Source organism: Pantoea sp. S61 (genome assembly GCF_016625145.1).
Taxonomy (GTDB): domain Bacteria; phylum Pseudomonadota; class Gammaproteobacteria; order Enterobacterales; family Enterobacteriaceae; genus Pantoea; species Pantoea rwandensis_B.
Map to the genome: position 1 here is coordinate 380,888 of NZ_JACVUO010000002.1, position 18,888 is coordinate 399,775.

Below are 18,888 nucleotides of genomic sequence, written 5' to 3' on the forward strand. Positions count from 1 at the left end.
CATTACGGGCACTTATACACCTGACCAGACATTTTGCTGTCAAGCGGTGCGAAAGCTGAGAGCAGGTTCTGCGTTGGGCTGGTTGCACCGTAAATCACGTTGCCACCCATCTCTGCCGCGCGGTTACGCAGGTCATTGGCTGCGCCACGCAAAGAACTGCCTTCACCGCCTGATCCGCTCAACCAGTTGCTCTGTGAGCCGGTGACATTGCCCAGCAGCTGACATTGGCTTCCAGGCTGTTGGTCAACGAAAGTGACACGCTGTCCGCCGGAACTCAGTTGATTGGAGCTGCTGCAGCCCGCTAGCAGTAAAGTCCCTACCGCCAGTCCGAGCAAGAGGTTAATCCGCATTGTAATCCCCATTTATTATCATCAGTGTCGGGCGGCAGCTTAGCAGAAAAGCACACTTTATTTCTGAACATTCATTGCCCTAAACCCGCAAAGCCGAAGTATTGCGCTCATACTTATACCTTGTTCGCCACCAAAAGAAAAACCCCCGACCGTTTCCGATCGAGGGTTTTTCACGTGACTTAAGCAGTCAGGGGCAAATTACATCATGCCGCCCATTCCGCCCATGCCACCCATGCCGCCAGCGCCACCTAAATCAGGAGCATCGCCTTTAGGCAGGTCGGTCACCATCGCTTCGGTGGTAATCATCAGGCCCGCAACAGAAGACGCGTACTGCAGCGCAGAACGGGTCACTTTGGTTGGGTCCAGGATACCGAAGTCGAGCATGTTGCCGTACTCTTCAGTCTGTGCGTTGTAGCCGTAGTTGCCGTCGCCCGCTTTCACGTTGTTAGCAACAACAGATGGCTCCTCACCGGCGTTAGAAACGATCTGACGCAGAGGTGCTTCCATTGCGCGCAGCGCAACTTTGATACCCACGTTCTGATCTTCGTTCTGACCTTTCAGGCCGGAAGCAGCGATTTTCGCTGCAACGCGAACCAGTGCAACACCACCACCAGCAACCACGCCTTCTTCAACCGCAGCACGGGTAGCGTGCAGGGCATCTTCAACGCGTGCTTTCTTCTCTTTCATTTCAACTTCAGTGGCTGCGCCCACTTTCAGAACGGCTACGCCGCCTGCCAGTTTCGCTACGCGCTCCTGCAGTTTTTCTTTGTCGTAATCAGAAGTGGCTTCTTCGATCTGCTGACGGATCTGAGTGACACGGCCCTGGATTGCGCCCTGATCGCCCACGCCATCGATGATGGTAGAAGTATCTTTGTTGATCACAACACGCTTAGCCTGACCCAGGTCTTCCAGGGTGGCTTTTTCCAGGTCCAGACCGATCTCTTCAGAGATAACGGTACCGCCAGTCAGGATAGCGATATCCTGCAGCATTGCTTTACGACGGTCGCCGAAGCCTGGTGCTTTAACCGCAGCCACTTTCACGATACCGCGCATGGTGTTAACCACCAGTGTTGCCAGTGCTTCGCCTTCAACATCTTCAGCGATGATCAGCAGTGGTTTACCGGCTTTTGCAACCGCTTCCAGTACTGGCAGCAGTTCACGGATGTTAGAGATTTTCTTATCGGCTAACAGGATGAATGGAGCATCCAGTTCGATAGCACCCGTCTCTGGCTTGTTGATGAAGTACGGAGACAGGTAGCCGCGGTCGAACTGCATACCTTCAACCACGTCCAGCTCGTCCTGCAGGCCGGTGCCTTCTTCAACGGTGATAACGCCTTCTTTGCCCACTTTCTCCATCGCGTCAGCGATCAGAGTACCCACGGATTCGTCGGAGTTAGCAGAGATGGTACCTACCTGAGCAATCGCTTTAGTATCCTGGCAAGGAACAGACAGCGCTTTCAGCTCTTCAACGGCTGCAGCAACGGCTTTATCGATACCGCGCTTCAGGTCCATTGGGTTCATGCCAGCCGCAACAGCTTTCAGGCCTTCGTTCACGATAGACTGAGCCAGAACGGTTGCAGTGGTGGTGCCGTCGCCCGCAGCGTCGTTCGCTTTAGAGGCCACTTCTTTCACCATCTGTGCACCCATGTTTTCGAACTTGTCTTCCAGCTCGATTTCACGCGCAACAGAAACACCATCTTTGGTGATGGTCGGTGCACCAAAAGATTTATCCAGAACCACGTTACGGCCTTTCGGGCCCAGGGTAACTTTTACTGCATCTGCCAGTACGTTCACGCCACGCAGCATTTTTACGCGCGCGTCATTACCGAATTTTACGTCTTTAGCTGCCATTTCAAATATCCCTTAAATTCGTTTCGTTCAGTGAATTACGCGTAATTACGCTTCGACAATCGCCAGGATGTCGCTTTCAGAGATGATCAGAACTTCTTCGTTGTCGATCTTCTCAGTTTTGGCGCCGTAGCCTTCGCTGAAGATAACCAGATCGCCAACTTTCACGTCCAGCGGCTTAACATCGCCGTTTTCCAGGATGCGGCCATTACCCACAGCCAGAACTTCACCACGAGTTGATTTGCCAGCTGCAGAGCCGGTCAGAACGATACCGCCAGCAGATTTAGCTTCAACTTCTTTACGCTTGACGATAACGCGATCGTGCAACGGACGAATTTTCATTTGGTAGCTCTCCTTTGAGAAATCCAATCATTCAGTTTTTTGGGTTGAGCCGGACTGCATGGCTTCCGGCCTCGTGGAGAGAGAGATAGGGTCACTAAAAAGGGCTTTCAAGGGGAAAAAAATAAAAAATTTTCGTTTGCGTAACAGATGGCGAAAAAGGCAGCAAAAAGGCGGCTTACGCCGCCTTGGTTAGACTCAGTGATCTTTATCGTGGCCAATACGATCCTGATCCTTTCGTTCGTATTCACCATCCATGGTATAGCCACTGTCCGGCCCTGCGCCGGGTCCGCGCCACACACGCAGATGCGGCATTAATTTCAGCGTCAGGTGCTTCTGTACCGGCGGTAACAGCAGCAGCAGGCCAAGAAAGTCAGTAAAAAATCCCGGCAACAGCAACAGAAATCCTGAGATGATCAGTGAAACGCTTTTGGTCATCTCCGCCGCTGGGCTTTCATTGCGCGCCAGCTTCTCCTGCATCAGACGGAAGTTCTTCATACCCTGGTTCTTCACCAGCGACACACCGATGCACGAGGTGAAGATCACCAGTAGCATGGTGAGCAGCACGCCGAGGGCATGTGCAACCTGAATGAAAATTGAGATCTCAATCCAGGCCAGAACAAAAAAAATCACGAACGGTATCCAGCGCACCGATATCTCCTGTGAGTAGGGCTGCCTCGCTTCTTGCCAGGCAGCAGAAAGGGATGGTCTGTCTGACCGTATTGATAGAGATGGGCATCTCAACCCGTGATTTCAACCGATCCTGCCAAATTTTTCCCACTGACTTAAAATTGCGAACTACATCACATATCGTTATTACCGCTGGGCCAGTAAATGCCCGTAAAGTGATCTGTGCACAAACAATTCTGTAACAACAGAATATGATCGTGCCCGCCAGCCCGAAGATGGATAATATGTCGGCACTGGTATTCCACGACAATATAATTGCTTCACCTGCACAGTGATTGTCGCCCGACCATCCCGGTCGCCCGGCAGTGACACCGCAGAAATAATAAGAAGGTAATCATGGCGAACAACATTCGTATCGAAGAAGACCTGTTAGGCATGCGCGAAGTCCCGGCAGACGCTTACTACGGTGTTCATACTCTGCGTGCGATTGAAAACTTCTACATTAGTAACAACAAAATCAGTGACATACCGGAGTTTGTTCGCGGTATGGTGATGGTGAAAAAAGCAGCCGCGCTCGCCAACAAAGAGCTGCAAACAATCCCTCGCAACATCGCAAACACCATTATTCAGGCCTGTGATGAAGTGCTGAATAACGGTAAATGCATGGATCAGTTCCCGGTTGACGTCTACCAAGGCGGCGCGGGTACCTCGGTTAACATGAACACCAATGAAGTGCTGGCGAACATCGGCCTGGAGCTGATGGGCCACCAGAAAGGTGAATACCAGTACCTTAACCCGAACGATCACGTGAACAAGTGTCAGTCCACCAACGACGCTTATCCTACCGGTTTCCGTATCGCGGTTTACGCCTCCATCCTGAAATTGCTGGATGGCATTAGCCAACTGAGCGAAGGCTTCCAGCGTAAAGCGGTCGAGTTCGAAAATATCCTCAAGATGGGTCGTACCCAGCTTCAGGATGCGGTACCGATGACGCTGGGCCAGGAGTTCCACGCGTTTAACGTGCTGCTGAATGAAGAAACCCGCAGCATTCTGCGCACGGCTGAACTGCTGCTGGAAGTAAACCTGGGCGCCACGGCAATCGGGACTCGCCTCAACACGCCGGATGGCTACCAGCAACTGGCGGTTCAGCGTCTGGCGGAAGTCAGTAATCTGCCAGTGGTACCTGCAGAAGACCTGATTGAAGCGACGTCCGACTGCGGTGCTTACGTGATGGTGCACTCCGCGCTGAAACGTCTGGCGGTGAAACTGTCGAAGATCTGTAACGACCTGCGCCTGCTCTCTTCCGGGCCACGTGCGGGTCTGAACGAAATCAACCTGCCAGAACTGCAGGCCGGTTCGTCAATCATGCCAGCCAAAGTGAACCCGGTCGTGCCAGAAGTGGTGAACCAGGTGTGCTTCAAGGTTATCGGCAACGACATTACCGTGACCATGGCGTCCGAAGCGGGTCAGCTGCAGCTGAACGTGATGGAACCGGTGATTGGCCAGGCGCTGTTCGAATCGATCAGCATTCTGACCAACGCCTGCTTCAACCTGCTGGAAAAATGCGTCAACGGCATCACGGCTAACAAAGCCGTATGTGAAGCTTACGTGTTCAACTCCATCGGTATCGTCACTTATCTCAACCCGTATATCGGCCACCATAATGGCGATATCGTCGGCAAGATTTGTGCGGAAACCGGTAAGAGCGTGCGTGAAGTGGTGCTGGAGCGCGGGTTGCTAACCGAAGCGGAACTGGATGACATCTTCTCGATTCAGAACCTGATGCATCCGACCTACAAAGCCAAACGCTATACCGACGAAAACGAACAGTAATCCGTTCCGGATCAAGTCGCAAAAAAGCACGCTTGTATACACTACGGCGTGCTTTTTTCTTATTGGCGGCTACAACTTTAAGAGTCAGGATCTCCCCCCGACTCAGGAGCGGAACGAATGGTGGTAGTGGAATTACTGATTGTCCTGCTGGCAATCTGGCTTGGTGCGCGTTTAGGCGGCATTGGGATTGGATTTGCTGGCGGTTTAGGTGTGCTGGTGCTAACGCTGTTCTGCGGCATGAAACCGGGTGCGATTCCTTTTGATGTGATCGAAATTATTATGGCGGTGATTGCCGCGATAGCCGCCATGCAGATTGCGGGCGGGCTCGATTACATGGTCGGCCTGGCGGAACGCCTGCTGCGCCGCCATCCACGCTACGTCACCTTCCTCGCGCCACTCGTCACCTATGTAATGACGCTGCTGGCAGGTACCGGACACACTGCGTTCTCGACGCTCCCCGTCATCGCCGAAGTGGCCAAAGAGCAAGGTGTACGCCCTTCACGACCATTGTCGATTGCGGTGGTCGCCTCACAAATCGCCATTACCGCTTCACCGCTTTCTGCGGCGGTGGTGTTCTTCGCCTCAATTCTTGAACCGCGCGGCGTCAGCTATCTGGCGCTACTGGGCGTATCGATCCCAGCCACGATGGCCGCAATATTCTGTGCCGCCGTGATTACCAGCTTTCTCGGTAAAGAGTTAAAGGATGATGAGGTTTACCAGGCGCGGCTCGCCAAAGGCGAAGTCACCCTGCGAGGCGAGCGCGTTTATGAGATTAAACCCGGAGCCAAGCGTGCCGTGCTGCTGTTCCTGATCGGCATCACAGCGGTGGTGCTCTACGCCACGGCCATCAGCGACAGTGTTGGGTTAATCAGCAACCCAGTGCTGCCTCGTAACGAAGCGATTGTGGTGTTTATGCTCACCGTTGCCACACTGATTTGCCTAACCTGCAAAGTCGATACTGGCGAAATCCTCAGCGCCAGTACTTTCAAATCCGGCATGAGTGCCTGTATCTGCGTGATGGGCGTGGCATGGCTGGGCGATACCTTTGTCAAAGCCCACCTGGCGGACATCCAGACTGCAGCAGGCGATATGTTGCAGAGCTACCCGTGGATGCTGGCGTTGATATTGTTCTTCGCTGCTACCCTGCTCTATTCACAGGCAGCGACCACCAAGGCGTTGATGCCTGCGGCACTGATGCTCGGCGTTTCCCCGCTGGCCGCAGTCGCTTCCTTTGCCGCGGTTTCGGCACTGTTCGTGTTGCCGACCTATCCCACCTTATTGGCCGCAGTAGAAATGGATGACACCGGTTCGACCCGAATCGGCAAGTTTGTGTTTAATCACTCCTTTATCATTCCCGGCGTGTTGGCGATTGCCTTCTCCGTGGCGTTTGGCTTCCTGTTTGGGAGCCTGATTCTGTAGCGCCGTTACATCCTGAAAACCTCGTGGCGAGGCGGCCGTGCTATCATCGCGGCTCATTCGCCACCGGAGCTGATTACATCCTCATGGCTGCACGACTTTCTCGCCTGATGGGCCTTTGCCTCGCAGTGCTGTTTTGCTTTTCAGCACAGGCCAATATCTTCTCACCTAACAATAACAGCCGCTTTGTGCCGGTGGATCAGGCCTTTGGCTTCGATTTCAGCCAGCAGGGCAACCAACTCACACTGAGCTGGAAGGTGAAGGACGGCTATTACCTTTATCGTCAGCAGATTCATGTGACGCCGCAGAAAGCACAGATGGCACCGCTGGCTCTGCCGTCAGGACAGCCGCATGAGGATGAGTTCTTCGGCAAGAGCGAAATCTATCCGCAGGATTTACAGGTGCCTATCACTCTGCATCAGGCTGAGTCCGGTGCCACGCTCACGGTGACCTATCAGGGCTGTGCGGCCGCCGGTTTCTGCTACCCGCCCGAAACCCGCTCAGTGCCGCTCACTCCGGTTGCCGCCAATCTCGATGCACCCGCCGTGAACGCGCAGCCTGCGCAACAGCGTACGCCACTGCCGTTTTCACCGCTGTGGGCGCTGCTGATTGGCATCGGCGTCGCCTTCACGCCGTGCGTATTGCCGATGTATCCACTGATCTCCAGCATCATTCTCGGTGGCCAGCGTCGCTACTCTGCTGGACGCCTGTTCGCGCTGGCGATGGTCTATGTGCAAGGGATGGCGTTGACCTATACCGTGCTCGGCATGGTGGTGGCCGCTGCAGGGTTGCGTTTCCAGGCTGCGCTGCAGCATCCATACGTGTTGATTGGCCTGTCAGTGCTGTTCATGGTGCTGGCGTTGTCGATGTTTGGCCTGTTCTCACTGCAGCTGCCTTCCCGTCTGCAAACACGCCTGACGCTGTGGAGCAACCGTCAGCAAGGCGGTTCATTGCCGGGCGTATTTATGATGGGCGCACTGGCGGGATTGATCTGCTCGCCCTGCACCACCGCGCCGCTGAGTGCCATTCTGCTGTATATCGCACAAAGCGGTAACCTGTGGGCCGGTGCGGGCACGCTGTGGCTGTATGCCTTCGGCATGGGCCTGCCGCTGATTGCGGTCACGATGTTTGGCAATAAGTTGCTGCCGAAAAGTGGTCCGTGGATGCAAAGCGTCAAAGAAGGTTTCGGCTTTGTGATTCTGGCGCTGCCGGTCTTTTTGCTGGAGCGAGTCGTTGGCGATGTCTGGGGATTACGTCTGTGGAGCCTGCTCGGCGTGGCCTTATTTGCCTGGGCGTTTAGCCTCAGCCTGCGCGCTAATGGCAAATGGCGCATTCTGCAAATTGTGTTGCTGGCGGCAGCACTGGTGGTCGCGCGTCCGTTGCAGGATTGGGCCTTTGGCAGCAGCGTCACTGCGCAATCTGTCGCACATCTGCCGTTTAAAACGGTGGCCAGCAGCGAGCAGCTTGATAGCGCATTGCAGCAGGCACAAGGCCGCATCACCATGGTCGATCTCTACGCTGATTGGTGTGTGGCGTGCAAAGAGTTTGAGAAATATACCTTTAGCGATGAAGCCGTGCGTGCCGATTTAAGTCAGGTACAGTTACTGCAAGCCAATGTCACCGCAAATAATGCACAGGATAACGCCCTGTTGCAGCATTTACAGGTATTAGGCTTGCCGACCATTCTGTTTTTTGACGCGCAAGGCAAAGAAATCCCTGACTCTCGCATCACCGGTTTCTTGAGTGCCGCCGACTTCCGCGCGCATTTGCACAATCTGTCGCGTTAAACGACACTGGTTGCAGGACACTGCCCGTTCGTGCGCGAGCGGGCCCGCACTCCAGAGGAGAGTCACTTGCAACGTGAACAGATTCTTGAGCATGCGCTGAATGTGCTTGAGCAAAGCGGCCTTGCCGCCACCACTTCCCTGCAGCAACTGGCGGGGGAAACCGGATTAGCACCCGAACATCTTGAACGATATTGGCCCGATCGCGATGCCCTGCTGTATGACGCGCTGCGCTATCACGGTCAGCAGATTGACAGCTGGCGCCGCCAGATACAGCTTAATGAACATCTCACGGCCCAACAAAAACTGCTGGCGCGCTATGACGTGTTATCCGAACACGTGAGCAAAGGACGTTTTCCTGGCTGCCTGTTTATCGCCGCCTGCAGTTTCTATCCGCAGCCTGACCAACCCGTGCATCAGCTTGCCGAGCAGCAGAAACGCAGCTCATGGCAGTTCACTCATGAGATTCTGGTGGATTTGGCACTGGATAACCCGACCATGGTGGCCGATCAAATGGAGCTGATTCTTGAAGGTTGTCTGAGCAAACTGTTGGTGAAACGCAACGTGCAGGATGTCGCCACCGCGCGTCGTCTGGCGGAAGATGTGCTGAGCATTGCGCTGTGCCGGCAGAATGGGGCATTAACCTGAACAAAAGGCTGCGGCAGAGTCGTCCGTTTAGTCCGCGACAACGTACAATCTTGCCATCTACCTTATCGCCCGTTCAGGTGGAGACACTGCGAGCCTCTTCACGGCCAATCCGATCGCCGATGCGCACGTTGAGATTTTGCACGACCTGCCTGAAAAGCAAGCAATCAGTCACGATTGCTACGCTTTTTTGACGAAAGCCGTTGACGGCTGAAAGCCATTAAGGTTTAATGCGCCCCGTTGCCCGGATAGCTCAGTCGGTAGAGCAGGGGATTGAAAATCCCCGTGTCCGTGGTTCGATTCCGCGTCCGGGCACCATACATCGAAGCACACTGGTTAGAAGTGAGATCTCTAACGGGTGTCTAAACGAAGATGGTGTTCAAAGCAACGGTGACTGCATTGACAGATGCATCATCCAAGATTGAACATAAAAATCTTCAAGAAAGGGTATCAGTTGCTGCTGATGCCCTTTTCTCGTTGGCGTAAATAATTGCAATCATTGTTGCATCTGTCAACCAAACCTCAAAATTCGTAAGATTTAATTAACCTCATCAATGTTAACCACCACCCATAAAAGTCGATTTCGGTTGTTACCTGATTAATTTGTTTCTTGGCATTCGCTGTAAAAAGACTGCGTGAAGGCCACTCACCGACTGCATAATCCTTCACAAATACACTCGTTACACAAAACATCACCTCATACGCGCTGTGCGCCTCCATCGAGGTAAAGTTCAAATTCATCAACAGGTGAGATAATAGCTATTCTTTTAAAACACATTACTTTTAATGAATGTGTTTTTGTTCTATCCTTTTCCAGCTGCCCCTATGGGCTTTCCTGAATAGGGACTAAGAATGCTTGCTCTGACCCCACTACAACTGTTTAAAAACCTTTCGGACGAAACGCGCCTGACACTGGTGCTGTTGCTGAAAGAAAAGGGAGAGCTCTGCGTGTGTGAGCTATCAGGGGCACTGAAACTTCCTCAGCCTAAAATTTCCCGCCACCTTGCAATGCTTCGATCCAGCGGATTACTCAGCGACCGTCGCGATGGAAAATGGATTCACTATCGCCTGTCACCACACATGCCAGTGTGGGCGGCTTCTGTCATCGAACAGGCGTGGCTGAGTCAGCGTGACGAAATTCGTGACATGGCCGATCATTCACAGCTGGACCATGCCACAACTAACGGCAGGGCTGTCTGCCTGTAAAAAAAATTTAGCTAAACACATACGAATTATCGAATGTGTTTTAGGGCTTTTAATAATTATAAACGGAGGAAGCATGCTGCTGGCAGGCGCAATTTTTATTCTTACATTGATATTCGTTATCTGGCAGCCACGCGGGCTCAGTATCGGATGGAGCGCAGTAGCCGGAGCCGTGCTGGCGCTGGCCACCGGCGTGGTTCATATCGGTGATATTCCCGTGGTCTGGCAGATTGTCTGGAACGCAACGGCCACGTTTATTGCGGTGATCATCATCAGTCTGCTACTGGATGAATCAGGATTTTTTGAGTGGGCGGCACTGCATGTTGCGCGCTGGGGCGGCGGCAGCGGAAAGCTGCTTTTCACCTATATTGTATTGCTGGGAGCGGCGGTAGCAGCACTGTTTGCTAATGATGGTGCGGCGCTGATACTGACGCCTATCGTGATAGCCATGCTGCTGGCACTCGGATTCAGCCGAGGTGCAACGCTGGCGTTCGTGATGGCGGCGGGATTTATCGCTGATACGTCAAGCCTGCCGCTAATCGTGTCTAACCTAGTCAATATCGTCTCAGCTGACTTTTTCCATCTGGGATTCAGCGATTACGCTTCGGTCATGGTGCCGGTCAATATCGCTTCAGTGCTGGCGACTCTCGCCATGCTGCACCTGTTTTTCCGCAGGGAGATCCCCGCGCAGTATGATGAGGCTAAACTCAGAAGGCCGCGTGAGGCCATTCGTGATATCAGCACCTTCCGCGCCGGATGGGTGGTCCTCGTTCTGCTGCTGACAGGCTTCTTTGCGCTAGAGCCGCTCGGGGTGCCGGTAAGTATTGTTGCGGCCATTGGTGCGCTGATCCTCTGGCTGGTCGCACGGCGCGGCCATGTAATCGATACCCGCAGAGTGCTGCGCAACGCACCCTGGCAGATAGTGGTATTTTCACTAGGCATGTATCTGGTGGTCTACGGACTGCGTAATGCCGGACTGACGGAATATCTGACCAGGTTGCTTAACGATTTTTCAACTTCAGGTGTATGGGGCGCGGCGATGGGAACCGGATATCTCACCGCACTCCTCTCATCAGTCATGAACAACATGCCAACGGTGCTGATTGGCGCACTTTCCATTGATGCCAGCGCTGCGCAGGGTGTTGTGCGTGAGGCAATGATTTACGCCAACATCATCGGCTGCGATCTTGGACCGAAAATCACGCCGATTGGCAGTCTGGCAACGCTGCTGTGGTTACACGTACTGTCACAGAAAAACATCCGCATCAGCTGGGGCTACTACTTCCGGGTCGGCATCGTCATGACGCTGCCGGTACTGACCGTTACGCTTGCAGCGCTCGCGCTGCGCCTGTCTGTCTGATGATAATCCGGGGCGGCGTATGCAGCCCCACTACACGAGGTTTTACCATGTCTGACATCACCATTTATCACAATCCCGCCTGCGGCACCTCGCGTAATACGCTGGCGCTGATCCGTAACAGCGGTGCAGAGCCTACCGTGATTCATTACCTTGAAACTCCGCCGACGCGTGAAACTCTTCAGACGCTGATTGAAGCGATGGGAACAGGAGTGCGGGCGCTGCTGCGTAAAAACACTAACCCCTATGAACAACTGGGCCTCGCCAGCGACAGCTTTTCTGATGAACAGCTGCTGGATGCCATGCTGGCTCACCCGATTCTGATCAATCGTCCGATAGTGGTGACGCCGCTGGGAACGAAGCTTTGCCGCCCTTCCGAAGTCGTGCTGGACATTCTGCCAGATCCGCAGAAAGGTCCGTTCACCAAGGAGGATGGCGAAGTAGTGATTGGCGCGGACGGTAAACGCGTCAGCCAGTAATCAGGCAACATAAAAAGAAAAACCGGCGTTTCGCCGGTTTTTTCAGATACTGCGCTGGTTAACCCTGGCTGAGAGCTGCTCCGCGCTCTCCTTTCTCTCGCTGTAGCGATCGGTCAGATATTCGCTGCGTCCGCGCGTTAACACGGTGAACTTCATCAGTTCCTCCATTACGTCCACGATGCGCTCGTAATAGGCCGACGGCTTCATCCGTCCTGCTTCATCGAACTCCGCCCAGGCTTTTGCAACCGATGACTGGTTAGGAATAGTGATCATGCGCATCCAGCGTCCCAGAATGCGCATCTGGTTAACCGCGTTAAATGACTGAGAGCCGCCGCTGACCTGCATCACCGCCAGCGTTTTGCCCTGTGAAGGCCGAACTGCGCCGGTTGAGAGCGGGATCCAGTCAATCTGCGCTTTCATCACGCCGGTCATTGCGCCGTGGCGCTCTGGTGAACACCACACCATGCCTTCAGACCACAATACCAGTTCACGTAGTTCAGCGACTTTAGGATGTGTTTCGGGGGCATCATCGGGAAGCGGCAGCCCGGATGGATTAAAAATTCTGACATCGGCGCCCATCGCCGTCAGCAGGCGGGCCGCTTCTTCCGTGGCAAACCGGCTGAAAGAGCGTTCACGTACAGAACCGTACAGCATCAGTATACGTGGCGCGTGAGCTGGCTCAGCAGTGGCCAGCTTTGCGGTTGTAATCGGTGCATCAAACAGGCCTGCATCAATATTGGGTAGCGACATATCCGTAAGGTTCATTCTGTTCTCTCTGTTAACTGTGTTGGCAGGCTCAGGCCACAGCCACCTTCTCCGCTGCAGCACTCCTCGACGAGAAAGGCCAGCAACTGCTCCAGACGTTCATACTGTGGCAGGCAAAACAGTGTGCGACCCTGACGATCCTGCCGGATAAGCCCGACAGACATCAGAGCGGAAAGGTGATGGCTCAGCGTGGATGCCGGTATATCCAGCTGCTTCTGTAAATCGCCGACCGGCAGCCCGCCGTGTCCTGCCTTAACCAGCGTTTTGTAAACGGCCAGCCTCGTAGGATGGCCAAGCTCTTTTAATGCGCTGGCCGCCGTATTCAGGTCCATAAAACCTCCTTAAATCCATACTTCCAGAATAATGGAAATATAATTTAAGTCAAACGACGTTCTTCTACTGACTTAGCCGCCTGCAGCGTTTGATTCGGCGCGCCCCGTTTGCACATAACAACCGAAATGGCAGTGATCACCAGTGCGAACATACCGCTTAATACCAGTGTACCCGGCGTGCCCAGAAAACTCAGAAGCGCAGCATATGCTGATGGTGCAAGTGCAGAGAGGATGAACCCAGGCATCAGCAGCACGCCAGTTTTGCGAGCGTATAGCTTCGGGTCAAAGAGCACCAGCGGAAGAATTGCTTTCACAACGGTTCCCAAGCCGTTAACCGCTCCATAACCCAGCACAAAGGCAGCTGTAGCAGCCGGTGTAACTGCGCCAGCCAGCCCTACAGCAAAGCAAAACGGCATTAACAATCCCGTGTACAGATTCAGACGCAGCGCAGGGACGCGACTGCCAGAGGCCACATCAAGCAGACGTGCGCCCACCTGACCGATCCCCCACAAAGCTCCGGTCAGTGCCGGTGCTCCGTAGCTGGCAAGTATCGCGGGAAAATGGGTTGAAATACCGGTTGAGACGAAGCTTATTAGCGCGATCAGTATCGAATAGAGAAAAGCATTTATGCTGTCATCACGACTGACCAGCAATGTTGGCTCCGCGCGAGATGGACTGGCATATCCCGCGTAGTGGAAGGATGGCAATATGAAAATACATGCCGCGCTGAACAATCCTGTACAACCATAAACTATCAATGCTGTACGCCAGTCAGTCACAGTCAGTAGCCCGGCGGCGACTGGCCAGAACGCGGCTGAAGCTAGGCCGCCAAGCAGCGTTACCTGAGAAATTGCTTTTCTTGCACCGGCTCCCGCAGCAGCTACCAGCACAGCAAAGGCAGCATCATAAAGAGAAAGCCGCATCCCGATCCCCGCGACTATCCAGGCCGCGATCCAGTGGATCTCTGAATGCGCGAGAGACATCATGAAGCATCCAGCACAGATCAACACGGTCCCGCTCACCATCATCTTGCGGCCACCGAAACGTGACAGGAAACGGCTAGTGAAAGGGGAAACTATACCCATGACCAACATGGCGACAGTCAGCCCGGAGAATATGGTCACCGATGACCAGCCCGTATCGTTCATGATGGCTATGCCAAATGCGCCTGGCATGTAAAACGTAATGCCCCAGTTAATAAGCTGAGATATTCCTATAATCAGCACAGATCGCGCTGTCAGTTTGTGGCTGGCCAAGTTACTACCCCTTTAGCTACCGTTGTCAGAACAGGTATTGCATCAAAAGAGATACAGCTTAATGAGTTGGTGTGGCAGGAAGATGTCTGTGCATATCTGGTTTGAAAGCACGTCAAATTTTTCTTAGCCCAAGGAAAAGGGCGAGATTGTTTTTGCTTATAACGAATAACATATTTCACTATTTATATTTTTTTCACTATAAAACAATATATATCGCGCTACATATCAAATAACATGTAGCGCATTTAAATTTCATCTAACTGGGTGTTTATCTAAATATAAACCCAGCTCGGACTCTAACGTTCTACATGTTACATCTAAATTAATATCTATATAGCCCATTGTAGTTGTGATACTTCGATGCCCGAGTAGTCCCTTTACCATTTGCAGGTTCCGATCAGGTGATTTCATTAACTCAGTAGCTAATGTATGCCTGAAACGATGGGGGGAAACGGCAAAGCCACATTCTTTGGATAATCGTCGGAAAAATGATTTTACCGGCTGTAATGTAGCAACAGGAGGTAGGTTTTCCCTTTCTTTCTCCGTCCAAAGAAACCGATTAACATCAAAAACAGCACTAATTGAATCTGCACCATTTTCAATCGCACGGCTGATCAGTAATTGAAGCTGAGGTTTTAATGGACCAACGATAGGAACTCGCCATTCTCTGTGAGTTTTACTACCGTCGAGGCGCAATTCGATCCAGTTCTCTTCAAGATTAATGTCCATCAACCTCACATGCATTAATTGGTTCACGCGCATGCCGGTATAACGCAAAGTGTCTAAAACGGTGGTCCAGAACCAGGCCGGATGCAAGGCGCAGCGCTTCATCTCAGCTATTGAGAGATCAGTGTCCAGATTAACGTGCTGCTGCATAAGCAGATAGACACGGGTCAATTGGGGTTTAGATAATGTTTTTTTACGCTTGTTATCAGCCCGAACTAGAACCTCATTGAACGGATTTTCAGTCTGAGGGATAAGATTCGCTTTCATGGCATAATTTACGATGGCGCGCATATGCGCCACTTTGTTATTCCATGTGACCGCAGACGAGCATTCGACGTTGATAACATGCCGTCGCCATTCCTGAACGTCGCGGCGAGTTATCTCACCGAGCTTCTTATCAAGGCCATAATATTTCCTGAATCCATTGACTACTTTTCGGTAACTCCACTCCGTGTGAGGGCGAAGAAATTTTACGAAAAAATATTCATCTAACAAAGATTCCCAGCTTGTATCAGTATCAACCTGACTCATAACCTTTCCTTCGATCAGCAATTAAAAGACCGCCCGATGGGCAGCAGCACTCCTCCATACACCTTCAAGAAAAGCGTCAGGGAACCACTAAAAACTGACTGTCATCCGGCACATCAGAACTACGGATGATCATCGTGGATTTGACCAGATAGCCTTTCACACGTTTATAAGGGCCGTTACGGTCGGCACTGTTGTAGAGAGTGGCAAACGTAAACCGTTTGCCGTTGTTACGCCGATGTCGGTTGAGTCTTTCAAACCCTGCCTGAACATTTTCACGCTCATCAGCAGACTGACCGGTTTGCTTCAGATATCGATAAAATATGCCCGGTACAAGCAGGAAAACAAAACCAGCGACCAGTTGCACGCGTGAATCTGCTTCATTGCACGCTATCGTTCCATTTTCGAGACCCTCAACCAGCCAGGACCAAAATGTCTCGCCGATCTGTTTCTTAGAAATCTGTGAGGTCATCTCAGGTGTGACGGGGATCGATTCTTGATCATGCGGCTGCGTTTGATAACCATCGTTGACGTATTTTTGATCACTTTCGGAAGATCCGTAGGTTGGTATCTCAGCACAATCAGAATTGTTCGCTGTAATTCGACTACCATTCTGGATGTGAAATTCAGTTATATCAGCGCCATGATCGGTTTTCTTATAATCCTCGGCGCTGATTTCAATTTCACCGTTAGTTAGATGGCTATTTTTCTTAACATCAATCTGACTAAAGTATTCCTCATAAACAGCGTCGTCATACTGCTCTGCGGGGATTTTGGCGGGTAATTCACTGACAATTTCCTGATGTAAATTGGGATTTATTGTCGCCAAATTACTAACGTTATTTAATTCGTCTGGTAATAATTTCTGCCGCACTTTGTTTAGTAATAAATGGATCTGATTTTCTGCCGAATTAATTCCGGCCAGTTCAAGAAACAAGCAATCCCTCGCATTGCGCTGTTTTTCCAACCAAGTTAACGCGCTTTTGGGCAACATTGAGACGGTAAACGCTAGCCTGATGACGCTGTCTTTTGCTGACGCTTCGGTTTGGCGCTCTACTTTGAAGCGAAATTGCATACCCGGCGCATTCGAAATCGGCTGCCAAACGTGCCCATCTTCCAGTTCTGCTTCGATGTAGAGCAATTCAGGAACGTGCCAGTAAAGTGCCAGCCAGAACACCACGCAGTTCCAGTGGCTGGACTGGGCGGCCTGATCTTCAGGTGCAGCATTGGCAGGAAACACCATGCCTTTCGATAGCTGCAGCGTGCTGACGATCTGCTGCAGAGTGAGATCCAGCAACCCGCCGACCTTGTTCCAGTCGGTGATACGTGCAGCTGGCAAATTTTGATAACGCTCGGCAAGGTTTTGCAGCGGCTCCAGGCAAAATTCTTCATAGGCAGATTTAGACAGTAACGAGCTCTGCCAGATCTTCTTGAGCAGTGCCTGCCGTGTTGATGTGCGGAGCAAAGACTGATGATTTTGCGGTGTGAAGTAGCCTTCTCGTTTAGCCGGTAATGAAGGCTGAAAATTGCTGCGTCTGAACTTGTTTTGTAATTTTGGGAACATAATTCACCTCCAGATCGGAGGCACTATCGTTCCAGGCAGCAAGTAATCACAGCCTAAAATCATTTTTGGAAAATGTGATTAAATTGCTCACTGAAAAAGAAACCATCCCCGAGGAGATGGTTTTGGTTTCAGGCGGCGTCTTCTCCAACCTCTTCATTGAGCGGCGTCAAAAGGTATTCAGATGCTTCACGTGCCATGCGGCTTGCGCGGAACAGCGCCCTTTTGTCTGACTTCAATATCGTCAACCAATGATCGATATAGCTGTCATGCTGCACTTCACCGTACACACTTAAGTGAGCGCACAGGAATGCGCTACCCAGTTCAGCGATCAACTCTTCGAACGCGTAGACTGGATCACCAAATCGACGAGTGGTTGAAGTGATGCCTTCACGATTTAAGCGCTTAATGTGCCCGCTGGAGTGTACCAGTTCATGCAACAGCGTTGACCAGTAATCCGCGCTGGTAAAAAACTGCGAAGTTTTCGGTAAGACAATTCGGTCAGCAGCAGAATTGTAATACGCGCGATTTTGTTCAATTGAAGTCACTTGAACGCCTGAAGCGTTTAGCATTTCAATTATCTGACCGTGCGTGTCAGCATCCAACTCGTCATCATCCTGATAATCCAGATTTATGGCAGGTGTTGGTGCAACTGAATCGGGCAGGTCATCGCATTGCTGCACGTTAAACAGCGGGATGCTGCGTAACATAATGCGTTGCTCCATTACCGGTTCGCCTTGTGCATTTCTGCGTGTCTGGCCAGCTTTGTCAGTGGATTCCACCTCGAAAGGTTTAAAGAATACAGCGATGGTTGATTTCTCACCCTTGCGAACATGGCCACCCAGCGCTTGCGCCTGTTTCCATGTCAGCCAGCGGTTAGATTGAAAACCTTGCTCCTCGGCAGCTAACCACAACAGCATGATGTTTACGCCGTTGTAATGGCGGCGGGTAGCAGCGTTGAATGGTATAGGTGATTCAGCGGAACGCTTGCTGTCTCTCCACGGTTTACGCCACGGTAAAACACCGCGCTCAATCGAAGCGACGATTTTGTCGGTTACTTGCTGGTAGAGATCAACTTGGTTGGTTTGTGACTTACGGGATTTGCGTTTGGTCGGCATGGGATACTCCTTACGTGGCGTATCCTTTCCCGTAATGGCGAAGTGATACGCCACTGGGCAGGTTGAAATTGAGAGTGATTACTCGGGGTTATTGAGGATTGCTTCAGGTATTGGCCATTGGCCACCTAAGTGCTTAGTTAACCACTCCTGAACATCAAGCCATTCAGCAAGCGTGCCATCCGATGAGATGTCATAGCAGCCGATGCAGAATCGATGTGCTAGCAGTAGCGTGGCTTTCACCATGAAGTCATAAGGCCGGTCTGGTGACCAGTTAAATGATGTCTTGCAGAATTCACTGCCAGACGAATGTTGGCCAAGGAAGAAACTTTCATACTCAAGATCTTCCTTCTCTTCGCCGTTAAAAGAGATAGCGGGTTGTCTGATACCGCTTTGTACAATCAGATCAGCTGGCTGCAAAAGTGGATAACGGCCATCGCTTGTGCAAAGCACCAGAGGTTGCTTATAGCCGGGAACATGCCGGTTTTGTATTATCAAGAACACGTTTGATAGCTGTACGGTGAACAGTAACCACTGATCGTCAGGTACTGATTTCAGTTGGGTGTAGCAATGACAATAGCCCATAGGTAAATCCTCCAGATGTGAAAAATGGGGGATTTATCCACTAACGGGAGTAAATCCCCGTCAGGGTGGGTAATGCGTGCCGTGCGGCGAGGTGATGAGAGAACCTTTACCATCGTGGATGGCACCCGCTCTAAAG

General features: G+C 52.0%; 18 protein-coding genes and 1 tRNA gene. 8 read left to right on the plus strand and 11 right to left on the minus strand.

Going from position 1 to position 18,888, the window contains the following annotated elements:
- Positions 1-2: 2 nt before the first annotated feature.
- The 4 genes from IAE30_RS07115 to IAE30_RS07130 all read right to left on the minus strand — a co-directional run bounded on the left by IAE30_RS07115 (position 3) and on the right by IAE30_RS07130 (position 3,188).
- Positions 3-350: a DUF4156 domain-containing protein gene (locus tag IAE30_RS07115; protein ID WP_034826674.1), complete on the minus strand. Its 348-nt coding sequence runs from the start codon at positions 348-350 to the stop codon at positions 3-5.
- A 198-nt stretch (positions 351-548) separates the two neighbouring features.
- Entirely contained in the window at positions 549-2,201 is a 1,653-nt protein-coding gene (gene groL / locus IAE30_RS07120; RefSeq protein ID WP_038649541.1) for a chaperonin GroEL, read from the minus strand.
- A 45-nt stretch (positions 2,202-2,246) separates the two neighbouring features.
- Complete coding sequence (locus tag IAE30_RS07125) at positions 2,247-2,540, minus strand: co-chaperone GroES (protein ID WP_021507766.1); 294 nt, start codon at positions 2,538-2,540, stop codon at positions 2,247-2,249.
- Positions 2,541-2,735: 195 nt separating this feature from the next.
- Positions 2,736-3,188 carry an FxsA family protein gene (locus IAE30_RS07130; RefSeq protein ID WP_038649546.1) on the minus strand — a complete coding sequence of 151 codons (453 nt, stop codon included), beginning with the start codon at positions 3,186-3,188 and terminating at the stop codon, positions 2,736-2,738.
- A gap of 375 nt (positions 3,189-3,563) precedes the next feature.
- Here IAE30_RS07130 and aspA point away from each other — a divergent pair, with 375 nt between their 5' ends.
- The 8 genes from aspA to arsC all read left to right on the plus strand — a co-directional run bounded on the left by aspA (position 3,564) and on the right by arsC (position 11,884).
- Positions 3,564-5,000, plus strand: coding sequence for an aspartate ammonia-lyase (gene aspA, locus IAE30_RS07135; RefSeq protein ID WP_007886584.1), 1,437 nt, complete (start codon positions 3,564-3,566; stop codon positions 4,998-5,000).
- A 117-nt stretch (positions 5,001-5,117) separates the two neighbouring features.
- A complete protein-coding gene (locus IAE30_RS07140) occupies positions 5,118-6,419 on the plus strand; it encodes an anaerobic C4-dicarboxylate transporter (RefSeq protein ID WP_200678663.1) in 1,302 nt (433 codons plus the stop codon).
- A gap of 83 nt (positions 6,420-6,502) precedes the next feature.
- Positions 6,503-8,203 carry a protein-disulfide reductase DsbD gene (locus tag IAE30_RS07145; protein WP_200678665.1) on the plus strand — a complete coding sequence of 567 codons (1,701 nt, stop codon included), beginning with the start codon at positions 6,503-6,505 and terminating at the stop codon, positions 8,201-8,203.
- Between the two features lie 66 nt (positions 8,204-8,269).
- Positions 8,270-8,848, plus strand: coding sequence for a transcriptional regulator (locus tag IAE30_RS07150; protein WP_038649555.1), 579 nt, complete (start codon positions 8,270-8,272; stop codon positions 8,846-8,848).
- A gap of 239 nt (positions 8,849-9,087) precedes the next feature.
- A tRNA-Phe gene (locus IAE30_RS07155) sits at positions 9,088-9,163 on the plus strand.
- Between the two features lie 534 nt (positions 9,164-9,697).
- Positions 9,698-10,051, plus strand: a complete 354-nt coding sequence (locus IAE30_RS07160) for a metalloregulator ArsR/SmtB family transcription factor (RefSeq protein WP_154181999.1) — start codon at positions 9,698-9,700, stop codon at positions 10,049-10,051.
- A 73-nt stretch (positions 10,052-10,124) separates the two neighbouring features.
- On the plus strand, positions 10,125-11,408 hold the full coding sequence (locus IAE30_RS07165) for an arsenic transporter (protein WP_200678666.1): 1,284 nt from the start codon (positions 10,125-10,127) through the stop codon (positions 11,406-11,408).
- A 47-nt stretch (positions 11,409-11,455) separates the two neighbouring features.
- A complete protein-coding gene (arsC, locus tag IAE30_RS07170) occupies positions 11,456-11,884 on the plus strand; it encodes a glutaredoxin-dependent arsenate reductase (RefSeq protein WP_200678675.1) in 429 nt (142 codons plus the stop codon).
- Between the two features lie 42 nt (positions 11,885-11,926).
- Here the strand turns inward: arsC and arsH are convergent, their stop codons facing one another.
- The 7 genes from arsH to IAE30_RS07205 form a co-directional block, all read right to left on the minus strand.
- Entirely contained in the window at positions 11,927-12,649 is a 723-nt protein-coding gene (arsH, locus tag IAE30_RS07175) for an arsenical resistance protein ArsH (protein WP_200678684.1), read from the minus strand.
- Entirely contained in the window at positions 12,646-12,981 is a 336-nt protein-coding gene (locus IAE30_RS07180; protein ID WP_097098149.1) for a helix-turn-helix transcriptional regulator, read from the minus strand. Before IAE30_RS07180 ends, arsH begins: the two co-directional genes overlap by 4 nt.
- Before the next feature lie 44 nt (positions 12,982-13,025).
- Positions 13,026-14,237 (minus strand): MFS transporter, encoded by a 1,212-nt coding sequence (locus IAE30_RS07185; RefSeq protein ID WP_234472680.1) that lies wholly within the window; start codon positions 14,235-14,237, stop codon positions 13,026-13,028.
- A 252-nt stretch (positions 14,238-14,489) separates the two neighbouring features.
- Complete coding sequence (locus tag IAE30_RS07190) at positions 14,490-15,494, minus strand: site-specific integrase (protein WP_154181995.1); 1,005 nt, start codon at positions 15,492-15,494, stop codon at positions 14,490-14,492.
- Between the two features lie 76 nt (positions 15,495-15,570).
- A complete protein-coding gene (locus IAE30_RS07195; protein WP_200678691.1) occupies positions 15,571-17,055 on the minus strand; it encodes a TraI domain-containing protein in 1,485 nt (494 codons plus the stop codon).
- 128 nt (positions 17,056-17,183) lie between these two features.
- Positions 17,184-18,170: an ArdC family protein gene (locus tag IAE30_RS07200; RefSeq protein ID WP_200678693.1), complete on the minus strand. Its 987-nt coding sequence runs from the start codon at positions 18,168-18,170 to the stop codon at positions 17,184-17,186.
- Positions 18,171-18,248: 78 nt separating this feature from the next.
- On the minus strand, positions 18,249-18,752 hold the full coding sequence (locus IAE30_RS07205; protein WP_200678695.1) for a hypothetical protein: 504 nt from the start codon (positions 18,750-18,752) through the stop codon (positions 18,249-18,251).
- Between the last annotated feature and the right edge of the window lie 136 nt (positions 18,753-18,888).

What these genes read in the sequence shown, in the direction of transcription:
- IAE30_RS07115 (WP_034826674.1), bottom strand. Translation starts at nt 350, where the DNA reads ATGCGGATTAACCTCTTGCTCGGACTGGCGGTAGGGACTTTACTGCTA.
- groL (WP_038649541.1), bottom strand. Translation starts at nt 2,201, where the DNA reads ATGGCAGCTAAAGACGTAAAATTCGGTAATGACGCGCGCGTAAAAATG.
- IAE30_RS07125 (WP_021507766.1), bottom strand. Translation starts at nt 2,540, where the DNA reads ATGAAAATTCGTCCGTTGCACGATCGCGTTATCGTCAAGCGTAAAGAA.
- aspA (WP_007886584.1), top strand. Translation starts at nt 3,564, where the DNA reads ATGGCGAACAACATTCGTATCGAAGAAGACCTGTTAGGCATGCGCGAA.
- IAE30_RS07140 (WP_200678663.1), top strand. Translation starts at nt 5,118, where the DNA reads ATGGTGGTAGTGGAATTACTGATTGTCCTGCTGGCAATCTGGCTTGGT.
- IAE30_RS07145 (WP_200678665.1), top strand. Translation starts at nt 6,503, where the DNA reads ATGGCTGCACGACTTTCTCGCCTGATGGGCCTTTGCCTCGCAGTGCTG.
- IAE30_RS07160 (WP_154181999.1), top strand. Translation starts at nt 9,698, where the DNA reads ATGCTTGCTCTGACCCCACTACAACTGTTTAAAAACCTTTCGGACGAA.
- IAE30_RS07165 (WP_200678666.1), top strand. Translation starts at nt 10,125, where the DNA reads ATGCTGCTGGCAGGCGCAATTTTTATTCTTACATTGATATTCGTTATC.
- arsC (WP_200678675.1), top strand. Translation starts at nt 11,456, where the DNA reads ATGTCTGACATCACCATTTATCACAATCCCGCCTGCGGCACCTCGCGT.
- arsH (WP_200678684.1), bottom strand. Translation starts at nt 12,649, where the DNA reads ATGAACCTTACGGATATGTCGCTACCCAATATTGATGCAGGCCTGTTT.
- IAE30_RS07180 (WP_097098149.1), bottom strand. Translation starts at nt 12,981, where the DNA reads ATGGACCTGAATACGGCGGCCAGCGCATTAAAAGAGCTTGGCCATCCT.
- IAE30_RS07190 (WP_154181995.1), bottom strand. Translation starts at nt 15,494, where the DNA reads ATGAGTCAGGTTGATACTGATACAAGCTGGGAATCTTTGTTAGATGAA.
- IAE30_RS07195 (WP_200678691.1), bottom strand. Translation starts at nt 17,055, where the DNA reads ATGTTCCCAAAATTACAAAACAAGTTCAGACGCAGCAATTTTCAGCCT.
- IAE30_RS07200 (WP_200678693.1), bottom strand. Translation starts at nt 18,170, where the DNA reads ATGCCGACCAAACGCAAATCCCGTAAGTCACAAACCAACCAAGTTGAT.
- IAE30_RS07205 (WP_200678695.1), bottom strand. Translation starts at nt 18,752, where the DNA reads ATGGGCTATTGTCATTGCTACACCCAACTGAAATCAGTACCTGACGAT.